Source organism: Pseudomonas sp. Choline-02u-1 (genome assembly GCF_002836515.1).
Lineage (GTDB): Bacteria > Pseudomonadota > Gammaproteobacteria > Pseudomonadales > Pseudomonadaceae > Aquipseudomonas.
This window is the reverse complement of sequence record NZ_PJBC01000011.1, coordinates 90,047-105,554: the sequence shown is the minus strand read 5'-3', so window position 1 is coordinate 105,554 and position 15,508 is coordinate 90,047. Positions and strand designations below refer to the sequence as shown.

At 58.4% G+C, this 15,508-nt stretch carries 14 protein-coding genes, 1 other RNA gene and 1 pseudogene; 7 read left to right on the top strand and 9 right to left on the bottom strand.

Going from position 1 to position 15,508, the window contains the following annotated elements:
• Positions 1-480: 480 nt before the first annotated feature.
• The 3 genes and pseudogenes from CXF97_RS28755 to rimJ form a co-directional block, all read right to left on the bottom strand.
• Positions 481-1,185 (bottom strand): methyl-accepting chemotaxis protein, encoded by a 705-nt coding sequence (locus CXF97_RS28755; RefSeq protein ID WP_370593651.1) that lies wholly within the window; start codon positions 1,183-1,185, stop codon positions 481-483.
• Between the two features lie 201 nt (positions 1,186-1,386).
• Positions 1,387-2,265 (bottom strand): annotated as a pseudogene (locus tag CXF97_RS28750) (methyl-accepting chemotaxis protein); the annotation flags it as partial.
• 280 nt (positions 2,266-2,545) lie between these two features.
• Positions 2,546-3,133 (bottom strand): ribosomal protein S5-alanine N-acetyltransferase, encoded by a 588-nt coding sequence (gene rimJ / locus CXF97_RS09265; protein ID WP_101158143.1) that lies wholly within the window; start codon positions 3,131-3,133, stop codon positions 2,546-2,548.
• 400 nt (positions 3,134-3,533) lie between these two features.
• On the opposite strand from rimJ, the gene CXF97_RS09260 reads away from it, so the two are divergent.
• From CXF97_RS09260 to CXF97_RS09230, 7 genes are all read left to right on the top strand, one after another.
• Entirely contained in the window at positions 3,534-4,427 is an 894-nt protein-coding gene (locus tag CXF97_RS09260) for an amidohydrolase (RefSeq protein ID WP_101158133.1), read from the top strand.
• A gap of 37 nt (positions 4,428-4,464) precedes the next feature.
• Positions 4,465-5,439: an alpha/beta hydrolase gene (locus CXF97_RS09255; RefSeq protein WP_101158131.1), complete on the top strand. Its 975-nt coding sequence runs from the start codon at positions 4,465-4,467 to the stop codon at positions 5,437-5,439.
• A gap of 164 nt (positions 5,440-5,603) precedes the next feature.
• On the top strand, positions 5,604-6,599 hold the full coding sequence (locus tag CXF97_RS09250) for a GlxA family transcriptional regulator (RefSeq protein ID WP_101158129.1): 996 nt from the start codon (positions 5,604-5,606) through the stop codon (positions 6,597-6,599).
• A 311-nt stretch (positions 6,600-6,910) separates the two neighbouring features.
• A complete protein-coding gene (locus tag CXF97_RS09245; protein WP_101158127.1) occupies positions 6,911-7,600 on the top strand; it encodes an ABC transporter permease in 690 nt (229 codons plus the stop codon).
• Positions 7,597-8,595 (top strand): ABC transporter ATP-binding protein, encoded by a 999-nt coding sequence (locus CXF97_RS09240; protein WP_101158125.1) that lies wholly within the window; start codon positions 7,597-7,599, stop codon positions 8,593-8,595. Before CXF97_RS09245 ends, CXF97_RS09240 begins: the two co-directional genes overlap by 4 nt.
• Before the next feature lie 2 nt (positions 8,596-8,597).
• Positions 8,598-9,266 (top strand): ABC transporter permease, encoded by a 669-nt coding sequence (locus tag CXF97_RS09235; RefSeq protein ID WP_101158123.1) that lies wholly within the window; start codon positions 8,598-8,600, stop codon positions 9,264-9,266.
• A 54-nt stretch (positions 9,267-9,320) separates the two neighbouring features.
• The gene (locus tag CXF97_RS09230) at positions 9,321-10,202 is read left to right on the top strand and encodes a glycine betaine ABC transporter substrate-binding protein (RefSeq protein WP_256589744.1); all 882 of its coding nucleotides are present in this window, start codon (positions 9,321-9,323) and stop codon (positions 10,200-10,202) included.
• A gap of 130 nt (positions 10,203-10,332) precedes the next feature.
• Here CXF97_RS09230 and CXF97_RS09225 read toward each other — a convergent pair whose 3' ends face one another.
• From CXF97_RS09225 to ssrA, 6 genes are all read right to left on the bottom strand, one after another.
• A complete protein-coding gene (locus CXF97_RS09225) occupies positions 10,333-10,605 on the bottom strand; it encodes a YkgJ family cysteine cluster protein (protein ID WP_101158119.1) in 273 nt (90 codons plus the stop codon).
• Positions 10,602-12,224 carry a hypothetical protein gene (locus CXF97_RS09220; RefSeq protein WP_101158117.1) on the bottom strand — a complete coding sequence of 541 codons (1,623 nt, stop codon included), beginning with the start codon at positions 12,222-12,224 and terminating at the stop codon, positions 10,602-10,604. The genes CXF97_RS09225 and CXF97_RS09220 overlap by 4 nt, the downstream gene beginning before the upstream one ends.
• Positions 12,225-12,291: 67 nt before the next feature.
• Positions 12,292-13,392, bottom strand: a complete 1,101-nt coding sequence (locus CXF97_RS09215) for a chemotaxis protein (RefSeq protein ID WP_101158115.1) — start codon at positions 13,390-13,392, stop codon at positions 12,292-12,294.
• Positions 13,393-13,420: 28 nt separating this feature from the next.
• Positions 13,421-14,458 carry a YafY family protein gene (locus tag CXF97_RS09210; RefSeq protein WP_101158113.1) on the bottom strand — a complete coding sequence of 346 codons (1,038 nt, stop codon included), beginning with the start codon at positions 14,456-14,458 and terminating at the stop codon, positions 13,421-13,423.
• A gap of 107 nt (positions 14,459-14,565) precedes the next feature.
• The gene (locus CXF97_RS09205) at positions 14,566-14,772 is read right to left on the bottom strand and encodes a hypothetical protein (RefSeq protein WP_101158111.1); all 207 of its coding nucleotides are present in this window, start codon (positions 14,770-14,772) and stop codon (positions 14,566-14,568) included.
• 255 nt (positions 14,773-15,027) lie between these two features.
• Positions 15,028-15,416, bottom strand: a transfer-messenger RNA (tmRNA) gene (ssrA, locus tag CXF97_RS09200).
• Positions 15,417-15,508: the final 92 nt, after the last annotated feature.

Sequence of the window (15,508 nt, the reverse complement as noted above, 5' to 3'; positions counted from 1 at the left end):
CCGCTTTCGCGAGCAAGCCCGCTCCCACGGGGATTTTGCGGCGGGATCGAGATCCAGCGTGGCGCACAAATCAGTTGTGGGAGCGGGCTTGCCTGCGAATGCTGAGTGTCAGTCAGCGACGATTTTTTTGACCCGCCGCCTTCGCGAGCAAGCCCGCTCCCACAGGGATTTGCGGCGGGATCGAGATCCAGCGTGGCACACAGATCCATTGTGGGAGCGGGCTTGCCCGCGAAGGCGGAGTGTCAGTCAGCAATGATTTTTTTGACCCGCCGCTTTCGCGAGCATCAGTCGGCGACGATTTTTTTGACCCGCCGCCTTCGCGAGCAAGCCCGCTCCCACAGGGATTTGCGGCGGGATCGAAATCCAGCGGGGCACACAGATCCATTGTGGGAGCGGGCTTGCTCGCGAAGGCGGTGGGTCAGCCAAAGTGGTTTTGATTGACCCACCGCAATTGCGGGCAAGTCTCAGCGCAAGACGAAATCAAACGCGGAAGTGGCTGACCATTTGCTGCAACTGACCACCCAGACGCGCCAGTTCAACACTCGACGCGGCCGTCTCATCACTCGCTGCGGCGGTCTGCTCGGACACGTCGCGCACGTTGATGATGCTGCGGCTGATCTCTTCGGCCACGGCGCTTTGCTGTTCGGCGGCGGCGGCGATCTGCTGGTTCATCGACTGGATGTTCGACACCGTGCGGGTGATGTTTTCCAGCGAGGCGCCGGCCTTGCGCGTCAGGGCGACACTGCTGTCGGTCAGCGCGCGGCTGTTGTTCATCACTGCAGAAACCTGCTGGGTGCCGTTCTGCAGACCGGCGACCAGACCTTCGATTTCCTCGGTGGATTTCTGCGTGCGTTGAGCCAAACCGCGCACTTCATCTGCAACCACGGCGAACCCACGCCCGGCTTCACCGGCACGCGCTGCTTCGATCGCGGCGTTGAGCGCGAGCAGGTTGGTCTGTTCGGCGACAGCCTTGATCACGTCCATAACGCTGCCGATCTTGTCGCTTTCCTGTTGCAACACGCTCATCGCTTCGGTCGAACGCACCACTTCGCTGGCCAGACGTTCGATCTGCGCGATGGCTTCGTTTACAACCTTGTCGCCTTCACGGGCTTCGCCGTCCGCCGCAGCGGCGGCTTGCGATGCTTCTTCGGCATTGCGCGCAACTTCCTGCACGGTGGCAGTCATTTCGTGCATGGCAGTGGCGACCTGATCGGTCTCGACTTTCTGACTGTTAACGCCGGCGCTGGTCTGCTCGGTCACCGCCGAGAGTTCTTCGGCGGCACTGGCGATCTGGGTGACGCCGTCGCGGATACCGCTGATCAAGTCACGCAGGGTCACGCCCATGCGCGCAATGCCTTGCTGCAACACGCCGAGTTCGTCGCGGCGAGTGACGGTGACATTCTGAGTCAGGTCACCGCTGGCGATGCGCTCGACCACGGCGAGAGTTTCCTGCAGCGGGCGGGTGATCTGACGGGTGATGATCACCGCCGCAATCACGCCAACCAGCAGCGCCAGCAACGTGCTGATCAACTGAAAGGTGCGCGCCTGAGCACTTTCGGCGTCACGGCGATCAAGCTGAATCTGGTACAGCTGCTCGCTCAGGGCGACGATGGTGGTGCCCTGATCGGTCATTTCCTTGCGCGCCTGCACGGCATCGGCATTGGCGTTCTTGTACGCCATCAACGCACTGCGATAGCTGGTCAGCGCGGTTTCCAGTTGACGCAAGGCGTCCTGTTGAGTCGCGGCAAATTGCGCATTCAGTGGCTTGAGGCTGGCGATGGCCGCATCGATCTGGCCGACGGCTTTCTGCTCGGTCTCGGCGTTGCTGGTCGCGGTGTAACCACGCACTTCATAGCGCGCGAGGATGAACGCTTCCTTCGCCGCAGTAACCGCCTGGAACTGCTCGAAACGCTGATCGCTCAACTCCATCTGCTGCACGCGCTGGCTGATCGACTCGATCAGGTTGTACGCGGTCTGGGCGTTGGCGCTCATGGTGTCGCGGGCGCTGTTGCCGGTGCGATAGGCGTTGCGCATTTTGTTCAGCGAGGTCTGGTATTCAGCGATGGTTGCCGCTTGCTGCTTGAGCAGTGCGACGTTCTCAGGACTCTTGAATTTGCTGATCAGCGCCTGCTGCTGTGCGGCGAAACTTTCAAGGGTGGTCTGCACATTCTGTGCGGCGGTTTCGTCGCCGTTGGTCAGCATGTATTGCAGGCGCACCACGCGCAATTTGGTCAGGCCGGCGTTGAGCTGGGTGATGTCGCTCATCCAGTTGCTGCGGTCGATCAGGCCGCCGAGGCTGGTCCAGCCGGTCAGCGCCAGAATGCAGGTCAGGGCCAGCACGAGGCCGAAGCCCAGGCCGAGTTTCATGTTCACGCTGATGTTACCGAACCAGCTATTCATGCAAATCCTCCAGAAACGTTGGGTTTCTTGGTCGTCAGTTAGGCTGGAAGATTGTTGTTCTTTTGAGCCAGCAGGGGTGTTAGCAGGTCTGTATCGGCCGCAAACCCGAGAGCTGAAAGGATTTTGTCAGATGGTTTGGAACGCCTCAGCCCAGACGCCGCGACCAACGCTGATCCGGCGCCTCGAACCCGGGATTGACCAGCGCCGTCAGCACATGGTCCTGCCAGCGCCCGGCGATATTCAGATACGCCTTCGCATAGCCCTCGCGCTCAAAGCCCAAACGCTCAAGCAAGCGCGCACTGCGCTCATTGCCAGGAATGTAATTGGCCATGATCCGATGCAGATTCTGCGTATCGAACATATAACCAATCCCCGCCTCCAGCGCCTCCTGCATCAAACCCTGACCCTGATGCGCTTCATCAATGTGATAACCCAGATAACACGCCTGAAACGCCCCGCGAATGATGCCGCTGAAATTGCAGGCCCCGATCATTTGCTGACCATCTGGCGACAGCAGCGCGAAATGCATCGCCAGGCCTGCTTCGAAGGCGCTGGCCTGGATCTCGAGGCGACGGCGGATGTTCGCGGTGGAGAAGTAATCGGTGGTGCGGATGGGCGACCAAGGGGCCAGGTGCCGCTGGTTGCGCTGGTAGAACGCGCTTTCGAGCTTGGCCTGACCGGGGGACAGGATCGCCAGCGTGAGGCGCGGGCAGGGCAGGGATAACAGCGGCATCGAGCGCTCCTTGGCGAGGGTTCTGCAGGCAGGGTCGCGTATATGCTGGGGAGGGGCAAGGTGCGGAGAAATCAAGGACGAAAAAAAGCCCGCTAGGAGCGCGGGCGAACCGTAGTTTCTTGAATGAGCGGGGGGATTTTATCGGTTCGCGGGGCGGGGCGCGGTGAAGAAAAATTCACGTCGAAACAGGCGCATCAATTTTTCGCCATGCTTTCTGACGGGCCGTTGCCCAGTTACTGCCACAGGCTTCAATGCCTGCAAAACCAAGCGATGATTTTCAGAACATCTTTGCTCACAAAATCGCGCATGGCGAAATTTTGATACTACACGTCGAGTTGGCGGGAGCGACGAGTGCCTGACGACGATTATTGTTTTCGCACAAATGCAGGAAACAAAAATCATGTTGCTGTTGATTGAAAGAACAGACTGTCACGTTCATTTTTTTACTTCGCAAGACCTGCTTCGAGTATCTGCTGCACTGCCCTATGCATTACCCGCGCCGCACTCGCTGACGGTTTATCTGGATAACTTGATCGATGCCGGTATTGCTCCGACGCTGATCAACAACGTTCATCTAAGTATTTTGCCGGACTCGGAAAACGTATTTGCCTCGTTTGACGAACTCAAGAGTCTTCAGGCGGCCAACCCTCAGCGCTACGGCGGCGTGAGGTTAGTGGGGACGATCAAGGCAGACCCCGCTTACGCCACCCGGCAACGACTATCGCACCCACAGGTAATTGGCGCCCGCATCGTTTTGCACGATGCACGGCCGGAAACCGTTTCTCCTCTCCACTTCAGTGATCAACAGTGGCAAGCGTTTTATCAACGCCTGCAACCGCACCAGCATCTGCACATTTACGCGAAAGAAGCCGAGACCAATTTGCGGGTACTGCGCCAGATCCCTCGCAATGTGCGGGTCATCATCGATCACCTCGGCACCTGTCACCGTGAGCGGGGCATCGCCGAGCCTGCCTGGATCGCGCTGCTTGCTGAAGCCTGCGCGCGCGGCAACGTGTGGTTCAAGGGGCCCGGCTATCGAACCAGCAGCCACCCCGAAGAAACCGCTCGTTTCGTGACGCAAATAGTCCGCGCCGTCGGCGCAGACAAGATCCTGCTGGAAGCAACCGATGCGCCTCATGTCGGAACGGACAACGATGGAGCCAATTATTCCGAGCTGTTCGATCCGAACAAGGCGTTCAACTTTGTAGATGCCGTTGCACGGCATGTTTCCCAAGCAAGCGAAATTCCTGTTAGCCAACTTCTGCGAGGAGCGTCTGGCCAGTTGGCAAGTTGACCTACGCCCACACCTCTCACTTCGAGATCACTCACAAATGACGAACATTACAACAAGAGACATCAACTTCAGCGTCAAGTACGGCGATGAAACCCTCAGCCTCAAAGGCATGGTATTTCAGCCAGAACAACGCGACGCTGCCTCGCAAAAACTGCCACCGGTAATTTTCAACTCAGGGTTCACCGGTGGAGTCACGATGTACGGCCAACTGTTTGGTCGCGCCTTGGCGGCCCTTGGTTATCGGGTCATGACGTATGACGTGGCAGGCTTCTTTTCCAACAAGCACATCCGTAACGCCGTCGAATCAGGTGACAAGGTCATCACTAACGTCATTCTCGAAGACCAGAAAGATGAAGTGCTGGGAGCCGTTGCCTGGGCGCGCGAAAATTTCGGTGAGATGCCGGCGGTCGCATCGTGGGCGATCGGCTCGGTGGCCAGCCTTGCAGCGGTGGCTGAACTCGCCGCAGCGGGCGCTGAGCAGATCCGCTTCTGGGTGCCGATGAGCTACACCAACATCCGCAACTTGCAGGCCTTGCGCGCAGACCCGGCGGCGGCCGATGCGGCCATTGTGCAACTCGCCGATGACGCGCCGATCCCGCCGTTCGACACCGGCACCGGTGAGACCCGACTCGGTTACTACCCGCTGGATCCTGAAACCCAGGCGTATGTCGACCTGCAATTGGGCGGTTATACCGAAGCGGGTGGCGCGGACCGTTGGCCGGGCTGCACCTGGGTGACGGCGAAATCCTACAAGTCCTGTGTGCAATATGACCCGGAGCAATCCATCGAAGGCGCAACAGGCTTTCCGCCCGCGCTGATCATCCACGGTGCCGACAACACTTTGCACATGCCATCGGAATCTGTGCGTCTGCATCAAAACTATCCGGGCGATGCCGGCCCGCATGCGTTCATCATTCCGAAGATGCAGCATGGTCAGCAGAGTCAGGCCGACAACCCGGTGTTCAAAGCGATGATCGAGAGTATCGACGAAGCCATCCGCACGCGTGGCTGATCCGCTGGCCATTCTTCTGCGAGACCTCGGGTATTGAGGCCTCGCAGCGATTGCCCAGCATGGCGGAGTGTGTGCCGGTCTGGCTGAATGCGTGCCCAGCCCCTAACATGGCGGGTCAAAAGCCGTCCGCTTGAACGGCTGGTCCCCCTTGAAAGGATCTGGCGATGACAGCCACCAATGATTCAGCGCCGTCCGGGAATAACGGTCCTACCAAGCGAATCAGGCTGCTCATTCTTCCTCAGTTCTCGATGATGGCCCTGGCGGGTGCCAGCGAGCCGTTGCGTGCCGCCAATCGGTTGTCCGGCAAAACGCTTTATGAGTGGACACTGCTGACTGAGTCAGGCGGACCGGTCAGCTCCAGCAGCGGCATCGAAATCCACACCGTGGCGGTTGATCAGGCGCCGGAACTGGATCGCGTATTTGTCCTGGCCAGCCTGGACACCGAGCGTCAGAAACCACCGAAAATGCTGCGCTTGCTGCAACGTGCCGCATCGCGCGGGGTCACTGTCGGCGCACTGAGCACCGGTACGTTCATCCTCGCCCGCGCCGGATTGCTGGAGGGCAAACGCTGTACGTTGCACTGGGAATCCATCGGTCAGTTTTGCGAAGAATTTCCTACGATCGAGGTCACCCGGGAGCTGTACGTCAACCATGACAACCGCTGGACGTGCGGCGGAGGGACGGCGGCCATCGACCTCATGCTGGCGCAGATCTCACTCGATTTTGGTAACCAGCTTGCGGCGAGTGTCGCCGAACAGTTTCTCCACGCGCGGATCCGTGCGCCGGAAGAGCATCAGCGAATGTCGATCCAGTGGCGGTTCGGCATTCACGATCGCCGGCTGACCGCCGCCATCGCCTTCATGGAGAACAATCTGGAAAGCATCATCGGCATCGAAGAAATCGCCGACCGTTGCAATCTGTCCCATCGCCAACTCGAAAGGCTGTGGCACCAGCACTTCGGCATGACGCCTAAAAAGTTTTATCTGGAGCTGCGGTTGAACGAAGCACGCCGATTGCTGCGTGAAAGTACACAGCCCATTGCCTCGATTGCCTACAGCTGCGGGTTCGTTTCGGCATCCCATCTGGGTGCTGCTTACCGTCGTGTCTGGGGCTGTACCCCCGGAGAGGAGCGGCGGAAATTTGATGATGCTCACTCCTGATTTCATTTACAGAATGTATCCGTCCAGACCCTTCGAATCTCTCCAGTCGGCACATCCCCTGGCTGACGCATGACCCGTCTGGCAGGCGGATTACCGTACACGTTTGTCACCCGCGACCCGCCTGTTGCCCTGAACCCAATGCGCTGATCAGCGGTTTGGTTTTCTGCGCAACGTCGATTTTTTGATAGAAAACGTCGAGCCCGCAGCTCAGAGTGCCCGCACTGGCGCGGTAAGGTCTTTTCCAGACACGGCGTTCAATCCAGATGCGCGCCGAATAAAAACAACAATGACGTACAGAAGGCACAACCCTCATGGAAACCTTGCGTTTCATTCAGGAAAACGGCGGGCTGATCAGTCTGCTGCTCGGCCAGCACCTGCTCATTGTGGCGATCGCGGTGGGGCTGGCAATTCTGACCGGTGTGCCCGTGGGAGTCGCCATCTCCCAACACCCCAGAACACGTCGTTGGGTCCTGGCCTTCGCCGCAGTTCTGATGACCATTCCTTCCGCCGCGCTGTTCGGGCTGATGATTCCGGTGCTATCGCAGATCGGCTACGGGATCGGCGTGGTGCCGGCGGTCATTGCGCTGTTTCTTTACGCCCAATTGCCAATCATCCGTAACACCACCACGGCGATCTCCAACATCGATCCAGCCTTGCGCGAAGCCGCGATCGGCATGGGCATGTCGACCGGGCAACGATTGCGCAAGCTTGAGCTACCTGTTGCGGTGCCGCTGATCATGGCCGGCGTGAGGATGGCGACCGTCATCAACATTGGCATCGCTGCCATCGCGGCTTATATCGGCGCCGGCGGCCTGGGCAGCCTGATCATTCGCGGCATCGCCCAATCGGATACTCGACAGCTCCTGGCCGGTGCGATCGTCATCAGTGTTATCGCCATCGCGGCCGATTATGCGCTGTACGGCTTGCAGCGCCTGCTCACGCCGAACGGGTTGAACAAGAACAAACTGGCCACCGGCCGAATGAAGGAAGTGACGACGTGATCCAGATCGAAAACCTGAACAAGCAATTCGGCGCTGTCACGGCGGTAGAAGATGTCTCATTCAATGTGGAAGAGGGACAGATCTGCGTACTGCTCGGGCCGTCGGGTTGCGGCAAAACCACGACGCTGAAAATGATCAACCGACTGATCACGCCAACTTCCGGCACCATCAGAATCAATGGCCGCGACACGTCGGAGCTGGACAGCGTCACCCTCAAACGCTCCATCGGCTATGTGATCCAGCAAGTCGGCCTGTTCCCGAATATGACCGTTGAGGAAAACATCTGCGTCGTGCCCGATCTGTTGGGCTGGGACAAGAGCAAAAGCCGTAAGCGCGCGGGCGAGTTGCTGGAAGTGGTTGCGCTGGATCCGGCGAAATTTCTCAAGCGCTATCCGTGCGAGCTTTCCGGTGGGCAACAGCAGCGTATAGGCGTGGCGCGGGCGCTGGCAGCGGACCCGCCAGTGATGCTGATGGACGAGCCCTTCGGCGCCATCGACCCGATCAACCGTGAAGTTATCCAGGACGAGTTCATGCGCATCCAGCGTCTCGTCAACAAGACTGTTTTGTTCGTCAGCCACGACATCGACGAAGCGGTGAAGATGGCCGACTGCGTTGCCTTGTTCCACAACGGAAAGATCCAGCAATTCGGCAGCTCGGATGATTTGCTGGCCCGGCCCAACAGCGAGTTCGTGGCGAACTTCATGGGTGGCGACCGAATCATGAAACGCCTGCGCCTGCTGCGCGCGGCGGATGTCCTCAGCAAGATCGCCCCGCGCCAACACATGCAAATCGTCGGCAGCAGCAGCGGCATCGCTGCCCACTCGCACCTGATCGTCAAACCGGGCGATGACCTGCGCCAGGTACTCTCGCAACTGCTCGGTCGCGGCCAGGACTGGGCGCTATGCAACGACTGCGACGGGCGTTTTATCGGCTATGTGCACCAGGCTGACATCCTCGCGCGCCTGGTTGAAAACATCACTCCGGCGGTGCACTGACGATGGCGGACTCACTCAACCGATTCTGGCAGGGGCTGCAGTTTTACTGGGGCGACATCAGCTACCTGACGGTCCAGCATTTACAGATCGTCGCCGTCAGTGGAGTGCTGGCCATCGCCATTGCGCTTCCGTTGGGTGTGTGGATGAGCCGCCCGGCGAACCAGCGTTATGCCATGGCCAGCATGCAAGTCCTGAACGTCGGGCAGGCGATTCCCAAACTCGCACTGTTGGCGTTGGCCATGAGCTTGATCGGTGTTGGCAGCGGGGCGGCCATCATCGGGTTGTTTGTTGCGACCTTGCTCCCCGTCGCGGTCAACACCTGCGAAGGCTTGCGCGCAGTGCCACAGCATCTGGTGGAAGCGGCCGAAGCCATGGGCATGACGCCGAGAGAGACACTGTGGAAGGTCGAAATCCCCAATGCACTGAACGTGATTTTTGCCGGCATCCGCACCGCGCTGGCGATCAACGTCGGCACCGCACCGCTGGCATTTCTGGTCGGTGGCGGCGGACTGGGCGAGTTGATCTTCACCGGGATCGACCTGAACGATTTCGGCATGATGCTGGCCGGCGCCGTAGCGACCGCGCTTCTGGCCATCGCCGTCGACCTCGGCTGCGGAGTGATTCAACACATTGCAGTCTCCCGAGGCTTGCGAATGGCCGGGCGCCAATGAATCTGAACACCCTCCATCTGAATCAATAACATGAGGTGCACGATGATTTATCGAATGCTGGCCAGTCTGATCTTCAGCTTTAGTCTCGTTGCCGGTGTTGTCGGCAACGCCTCTGCCAACAACGCAATTATCGTCGGCGGCAAGAAATTTACCGAACAGCAATTGGTCGCCGAAATGACCGCACAACTATTGCGAGCCAACGGCTACAAGGTCGATAAACGCGCGGATCTGGGTTCATCAGTACTGCGCGCGGCGCAAGAGAACGGTCAGGTAGATGTGTATTGGGAATACACCGGCACGTCCCTGATTACCTACAACAAGATCACTGACAAACTCAGCGCCGAGCAAACCTATAAAAGGATCAGCGAACTCGATGCGCAAAAGGGCATCACCTGGCTGAACCCTTCCAAAGCCAACAACACCTACGCACTGGCCATGCGCAAAGTCGACGCCGAAAAGGGCGGCGTCGTCTCGATCAGCGATCTGGCAAAAAACATCGAAGCGGGCAAATCCTACAAACTCGCATCGAACGCCGAGTTCTTCTCCCGGCCCGATGGCCTGCGCCCTCTTCAGGAGGAGTACGGGTTTGAATTCGAGCGCAAGAATATCGTGCGCATGGATGGCGGGTTGACCTATCAGGCGCTTAGGGATGGTCAGGTTGATTTGGCGTTGGTTCTTTCGACGGATGGACGCATTCCGGCGTTTGGGTTTGTGGTGTTGAAGGATGATAAGGGGTTCTTTCCTGGCTATGCGTTGACGCCGGTTATTCGGACAGAGGTGCTTGAGGCGAGTCCGAAGGTAGGGGAATTGCTGAATGCGCTTTCTTCCAGGCTGGATGACGAGACGATTGCGGGACTCAACTCACGGGTTGATGTGGGGCGGGAATCGATCGAGGGGGTGTCCAAGGGTTTTTTGCGCGAGAGTGGTTTGCTTTAGTTGCGCTGCGGCCTGGGTTGGGTTTTTTTGGGTGGACGTGTGGTCTTGCATCAGGTTGACGAGGTGTTAGCGATCGACCAGCCGATATCAGTTCGTAACACCTCGCTGAAGCTCGTTCAAAAACTCCCGTTCACTCCTTTACCTGCTGCTGGAGGAGCTTGCAAACCTGCGTATTGGCTTCTACGAATGCTTCCCAGCTGAACCGCTGCGCATAGTGCATGCGGTACTGCCGGTCGACCCGGCAGATATCCGGCCGGGTCTCGTAGATCAGGCATTGCTTGTCGGCATCACTGTAATGCCGACATGCGCCGTCACCCCGATCCAGGTACTGCGTCTGTTCCGCCAGATGCACATTGCGGCAGCACAGCCCGCATTGCGTGCAGGGAAACGCCGGTAGCGTCATACCAGCGAAGCCAGCCAGTTGCGGGTGCTGGTCGCGTTACCTGCTTCGAAGGGCAGCTCGATGCCTCGGGCCGCCACTGCCTTCTGCAATATCGTGCTGCGCTGAATGTCGTCATTGCACGCCTCAAGTTCCTGGGTGAAGGCCTGCAACTCCTCCACATCCATGTTGAATTCGACCCGGCCCAGCTCCAGGAGATAACGGTCAAGCTCTGCATTGATTGCCTGGAACTCGCGCACCGTGCCGGCGTGCGGCGTCAAGGATTCAATGAAGGCCCAGAGCTTGCGTGCCATTGCGCTGTGCAACAGAAAGTAGTTCAGGCCAAGGGTCATCACGCCCGTCACCAGCGCTCCGGCGAACGCAGCCAGCTCGGTGCCGAAAGGGAAACTGAGGAACGGCACCAACTGGGTGTAAGCCATAGTGCCCACCACCGTGGCAACGCCCACCGACAACAACGATGTCACCGCCTGACACTGCTCGACGAAGCTCAGTTGGTCGGGGTTGAACACCATCAGCTTGATGGCCTTGACCAGTTGTCCCCACAGCTCGCGGATGATCTTGATCGCCATTGCTTGTGTGGTGGCGAGAATGTTGAAAAGCGTAGTGGTCAGGCTCCCGAGCACACCCGCAAACACGCCATCCTTGAACGCTACCAGGAAATCGTTGAAACGCGCCTGCACCCGTTTCCAGATGCCTTTGAGCGACTTGTTGATGCCGTCGACGAAGGTCTCCAGGCTGAACGCATGCTTCAGCTTTTCAAGCAGTGCCGGCAGTTGCTCACGCAACTCGAACCATACTTCTGCCATCACCAGCCCGAGCATCTGCCGGGTTCCCATAGCCAAACCTGCATTCCCCGTTGTGTACGCGGTCTGGTGCAGAAACTTGCTGCTGGTGTAGTAGGCTGCATTGATCTGCTGCTCGTAAGGCGCGCGCGCCTCGGCATCACGCTTGCGCATGCCCTCATGGTCCACGGCTTTGAGCTCGTTGATCTTGCTTTCGGTCTTGCGGATTTTTTCTTCCAGCGCGCGGGCTTCATGTTGCTGTTGCGGCGTTTCTCGCGGAGCTTTTGCCAACCGTGCGCGGTCGCCCGCCAGCGATTTTTCATGGTTATGGATCAGGCCCGGCAGCCTATCCAGATACTCATTGATCGGCGTCTGCTTCTTCGACTTGTTGACCGTTTCGTGGGTGGTTTGCAAATTGCTGCTTTGGTTGGCCAGTTCCACGCCGCTGAGCCCTGCCAGCACCCGCCCGGCGTCATCGTGGATTTCCTTGGCGCTGATTACATGATCCAGGTTGCGCTGTTCATGGGCAGCCATCACTGTGTTGCGGTAAGGATCATGCAGTGTTCCGGCTGCCTGGCTGGCCTTGTCTTCGCGTCCAGTTGCGATGTAATTGGCGTGTTGGTGGTAGGGCGTAGAGTCATACTCGCCACGCTGCTCGAACCGCTGCTTTTCTGCATCGGTCGCCCATATACCGTTACGTACGTTGTGAAGCGTGTCGACCTCGCCGCCTTGCTTGTCCTTGAACAGCAAAAAATCCAGGCTGAAGCTGGTCGTGAGGCTGGCGATGACGGTTTTTTCGAGCTCTTCGGCCCAGGGGAAGTCTTGTGCTGCGGCGCGCATAGAGGAATCCATGACGAATGTAGGAAGGGAGAAGTCGAAGGCGGGGCTTTTCAGCCCCGCGCGCGAATCACGCAGGTTCTACCTGAGCCGCATTGTTCTGGGTCAGGTTGATCTGCTCCTGCAGCTTGTCGTCATTGAGGATCATTGAACCGTCGGAATCGGTAGCCATGACCGGCACATCGTTTTTGTCTTTGACGACGATGCCATTCACTTCCTTGACCTTGAACAGCGGTGTGGTGATCAGGTCGACAAGGATCGCCGCCAGCATGAAACCATTGTCGACCGAACGCATGATGGCGTCGCCCAGTTTGGCCAGTTCAGCCTGCGCATCCAGCTTGCGAGAGCGAATGTCTTCGAGGCGGTTGTCCATGAATTTGAGGTGTTCGAAGTACTTGTCGAATTGCGCGTACACCGACTTGAGCACGTCGTTGACGTCGAACGCATAATCCTCCGCCTTGCTCAGCTGTTTCTGGGCTTTCTGCAGTTTGGAAACAGCACTGTCCACTTCCCGGTCGGCTTTATGCGCATTCTTCAGTGCTTCATCGCCATGGCTGTCGTAAGCCCAACCGGCGATCGCCAATACCGGGCCCGCAACGGCTGCGCCAAGAATTGCCGTACCGCCCGCCATGCCCAGGCCACCGGTGGCAAGTGAGCCACCTCCAATTGCAGCCAGGGTCGCATTGGTAGCCGCCACGCCGGCCAGCGATGTGATGGCCGTGCCGGTGGACGCGGCGCCCAGTGCCATGACCCCGCCATACACGGCGAAACCCGCAGCAGCACCGGCCGCACCGGCACCAGCGGTTGCGCCCAAAACGCCGACGGCGGTGTAACTGTAGCTTTCGATGCTTTGCAGTTTGTGTTTGGGAATGTTTATTTTCAGCTTGTCCTGACGGCCTGTGTTGAGTTTGAGCAGCAGCTTGTCAGCGAGGGTCTTGAACGCGTCGAATTGCTTGCCGATCTGCAGCTCCTGCTTGCCCAGCGCCTCAAGGGCTGCGTTGGTCGCCTTTTCCTGAATATCGAAGGCGGCCTTTTTATCGGCATAGCGCGTCTTGGCAGCGTTGACGATATCGTCTGCTTCCGAGTGCTTCTGGTAACCGTCGTAGCCTTTTTTGGCACCATATGCAGCACTGACGAGCGCAGCAGCGCCGAGGATCAGGGGAAGTGGCATGAGCAATGTCCTTTTTGATGGTTGAAGGTCAGGCGAGTTGCGGTGGCTTAATAGCGTGAGTGTTCTGGTAGAGCGCTTGCATCGAATCCAGCCGCCCACGCATTTCGTCCACCCAAACTTGGGGCGCATGCAGGCGGATGTTTTCATTCAGGGCGAAGATCCACCACAGCGTCTCGCGATCCAGCGGCACGGTGGCGTGCAGGCGGTGCCAGCCCTGCTCGGACATATCGCTCAGGGCCTGCTGGCTGCTCAGCGGAGTTTCATTCAGCAGGGCTGCGATTTGCGGGCGTACGTCAGCAATCAGTTCGACGTGGGCATGGGCTTCTCGATAGCTGAAAACGCCACTGGCGATGTAGGCGTCGACGTCGAAGCTTTCGTGTTCGTGGGCACCGTCTTCAAGCACGGTGATCTCGATGATCCGGTGCAAGGCAAATTGACGCAGGTCGTTGTAACCGTCCACGGATGCCAGCAGGTAGCTCACCGCATGCCTTGAAACTAGCCCGGCGGGGTGCAGGCGAAAACGCTTGAGTTCTCCCTTGCTACGGCTGCGGTACATCACTTCAAGTTGTTTACGCTCAAGCAGGCCAGCCGACACGTGCGCCCACGTGTGCGCGCTGACTTGCGCAGGCAGCAGCGTTTTGCCGTTGGGCAGGGAACGCACCCGCCTGGCCCAATCGGCCAGACCGTTTCCACCCAGCCCATTGAGGAAGTTGCGGGCACGACGAAACTGCGGGCCCAACTGGTCCAGGACGCTTTGCGGCAGGATTGGACTTAAATGGCTTTCGGACAGGAACAGCGCCAATGCGGTGGGTGCATCCATGTCTTCCAGCTTGAGCGGCGCCTCACGCGTGAAGCTCCAGCGGAAGGGCGTTTCGCTGTCGTCACACTGCAGGGAGAACGGGATAGACAACCGGCTCAAGTCACGCTGAATTGAGCGCAGCGTGACCGAAAATCCTCTGTCACGCAGCTTCTCGAGCAGGGTCGGAGTGGCAATGCGCTGGGGTTCGGTCGGAATCAGGCGTAGCAATGCGAACAACCTGAGCAGCGTATCCTTCGCTTGGGGCATGGTAACTACCTGGTCCTGTGTTTCTACTGAGCGCCAGCGAACCGGCGACATGATGGCGAATCCTACTCAATTAAGTGGCGTTGTGCCATCAAATGCTTTGAGCAGCTTCAGTCGCCTGCCAGGAATTGTTCCAACCTGGTTTTGAGCACTTCTTTCGCGGTCGCCATCCGGCGCTGGGGTGAAGGGGTATCGCAGTTTGGGCAGCAATTGAACCAGTCGCGATTCAGCACCAATACGTCACTGGTTGGAAGGAAGGTCTTCTTCCATGAACAGTACTGGCAGGCCAGTGTGTAGGGCGTGGGGGCGATGGGCATGGTTGCACCTGATGATTTCCGAGTGCAGCCAGAATCGCAGCGGGTGGCGACAGCCTGTGTCGTGCTGGCCCAAATGTTATGGAAGCCTGGCTGTGTTTTGGAACGCATGACGGCGACCTGGCTGCAACGGGCTAGCAACCGGGATGGCAGGGGTGTTGGATCTGGAAGCTCTATGCCGCTTGAGAGCGATCAAGGGTTAATTCAACGATTCGCTGGCATAAAAAAAGACGCCATAAGGCGTCTTTTTTATCGAGTTGGTGGAGCCGGGGGGATTTGAACCCCCGTCCGCCAGTACTCCGCTGTCGGTACTACATGCGTAGCCGTGTCTATTAAGTTAACCCTCAGCGACCCGACGGGCAGGGTGCTTTGGGCGAGTTGTGTAAGTTTTAGCCGCTTCGTCCACAACGTACTGCACGGCGATTCTGTTCTATATGACAATCATTTCGGGTTTACAGACATCCCCTGATGATTGCTGGACCCGAAGGTACCAGGAGCATTGTCAGCTGCAATTAAGCAGCGAGAGCAACACCGTATTGGTCGTCATTGGCAACTATAAGTAGTTGCAACAGTGGATTTACGACTTCTGTTACCAAGTCGGCATGCACCTAGAGTTTCGCAACCGGCGTCGAATCCTAAACGGCCCCGAACTCATTGCCCGGTGAATCTGTTCGGGCAACAAGCGTGCACAGTGTACGTCAAAAAGGGTTGCAGGCCAACCCGCAGGTTGGCCTTTGGG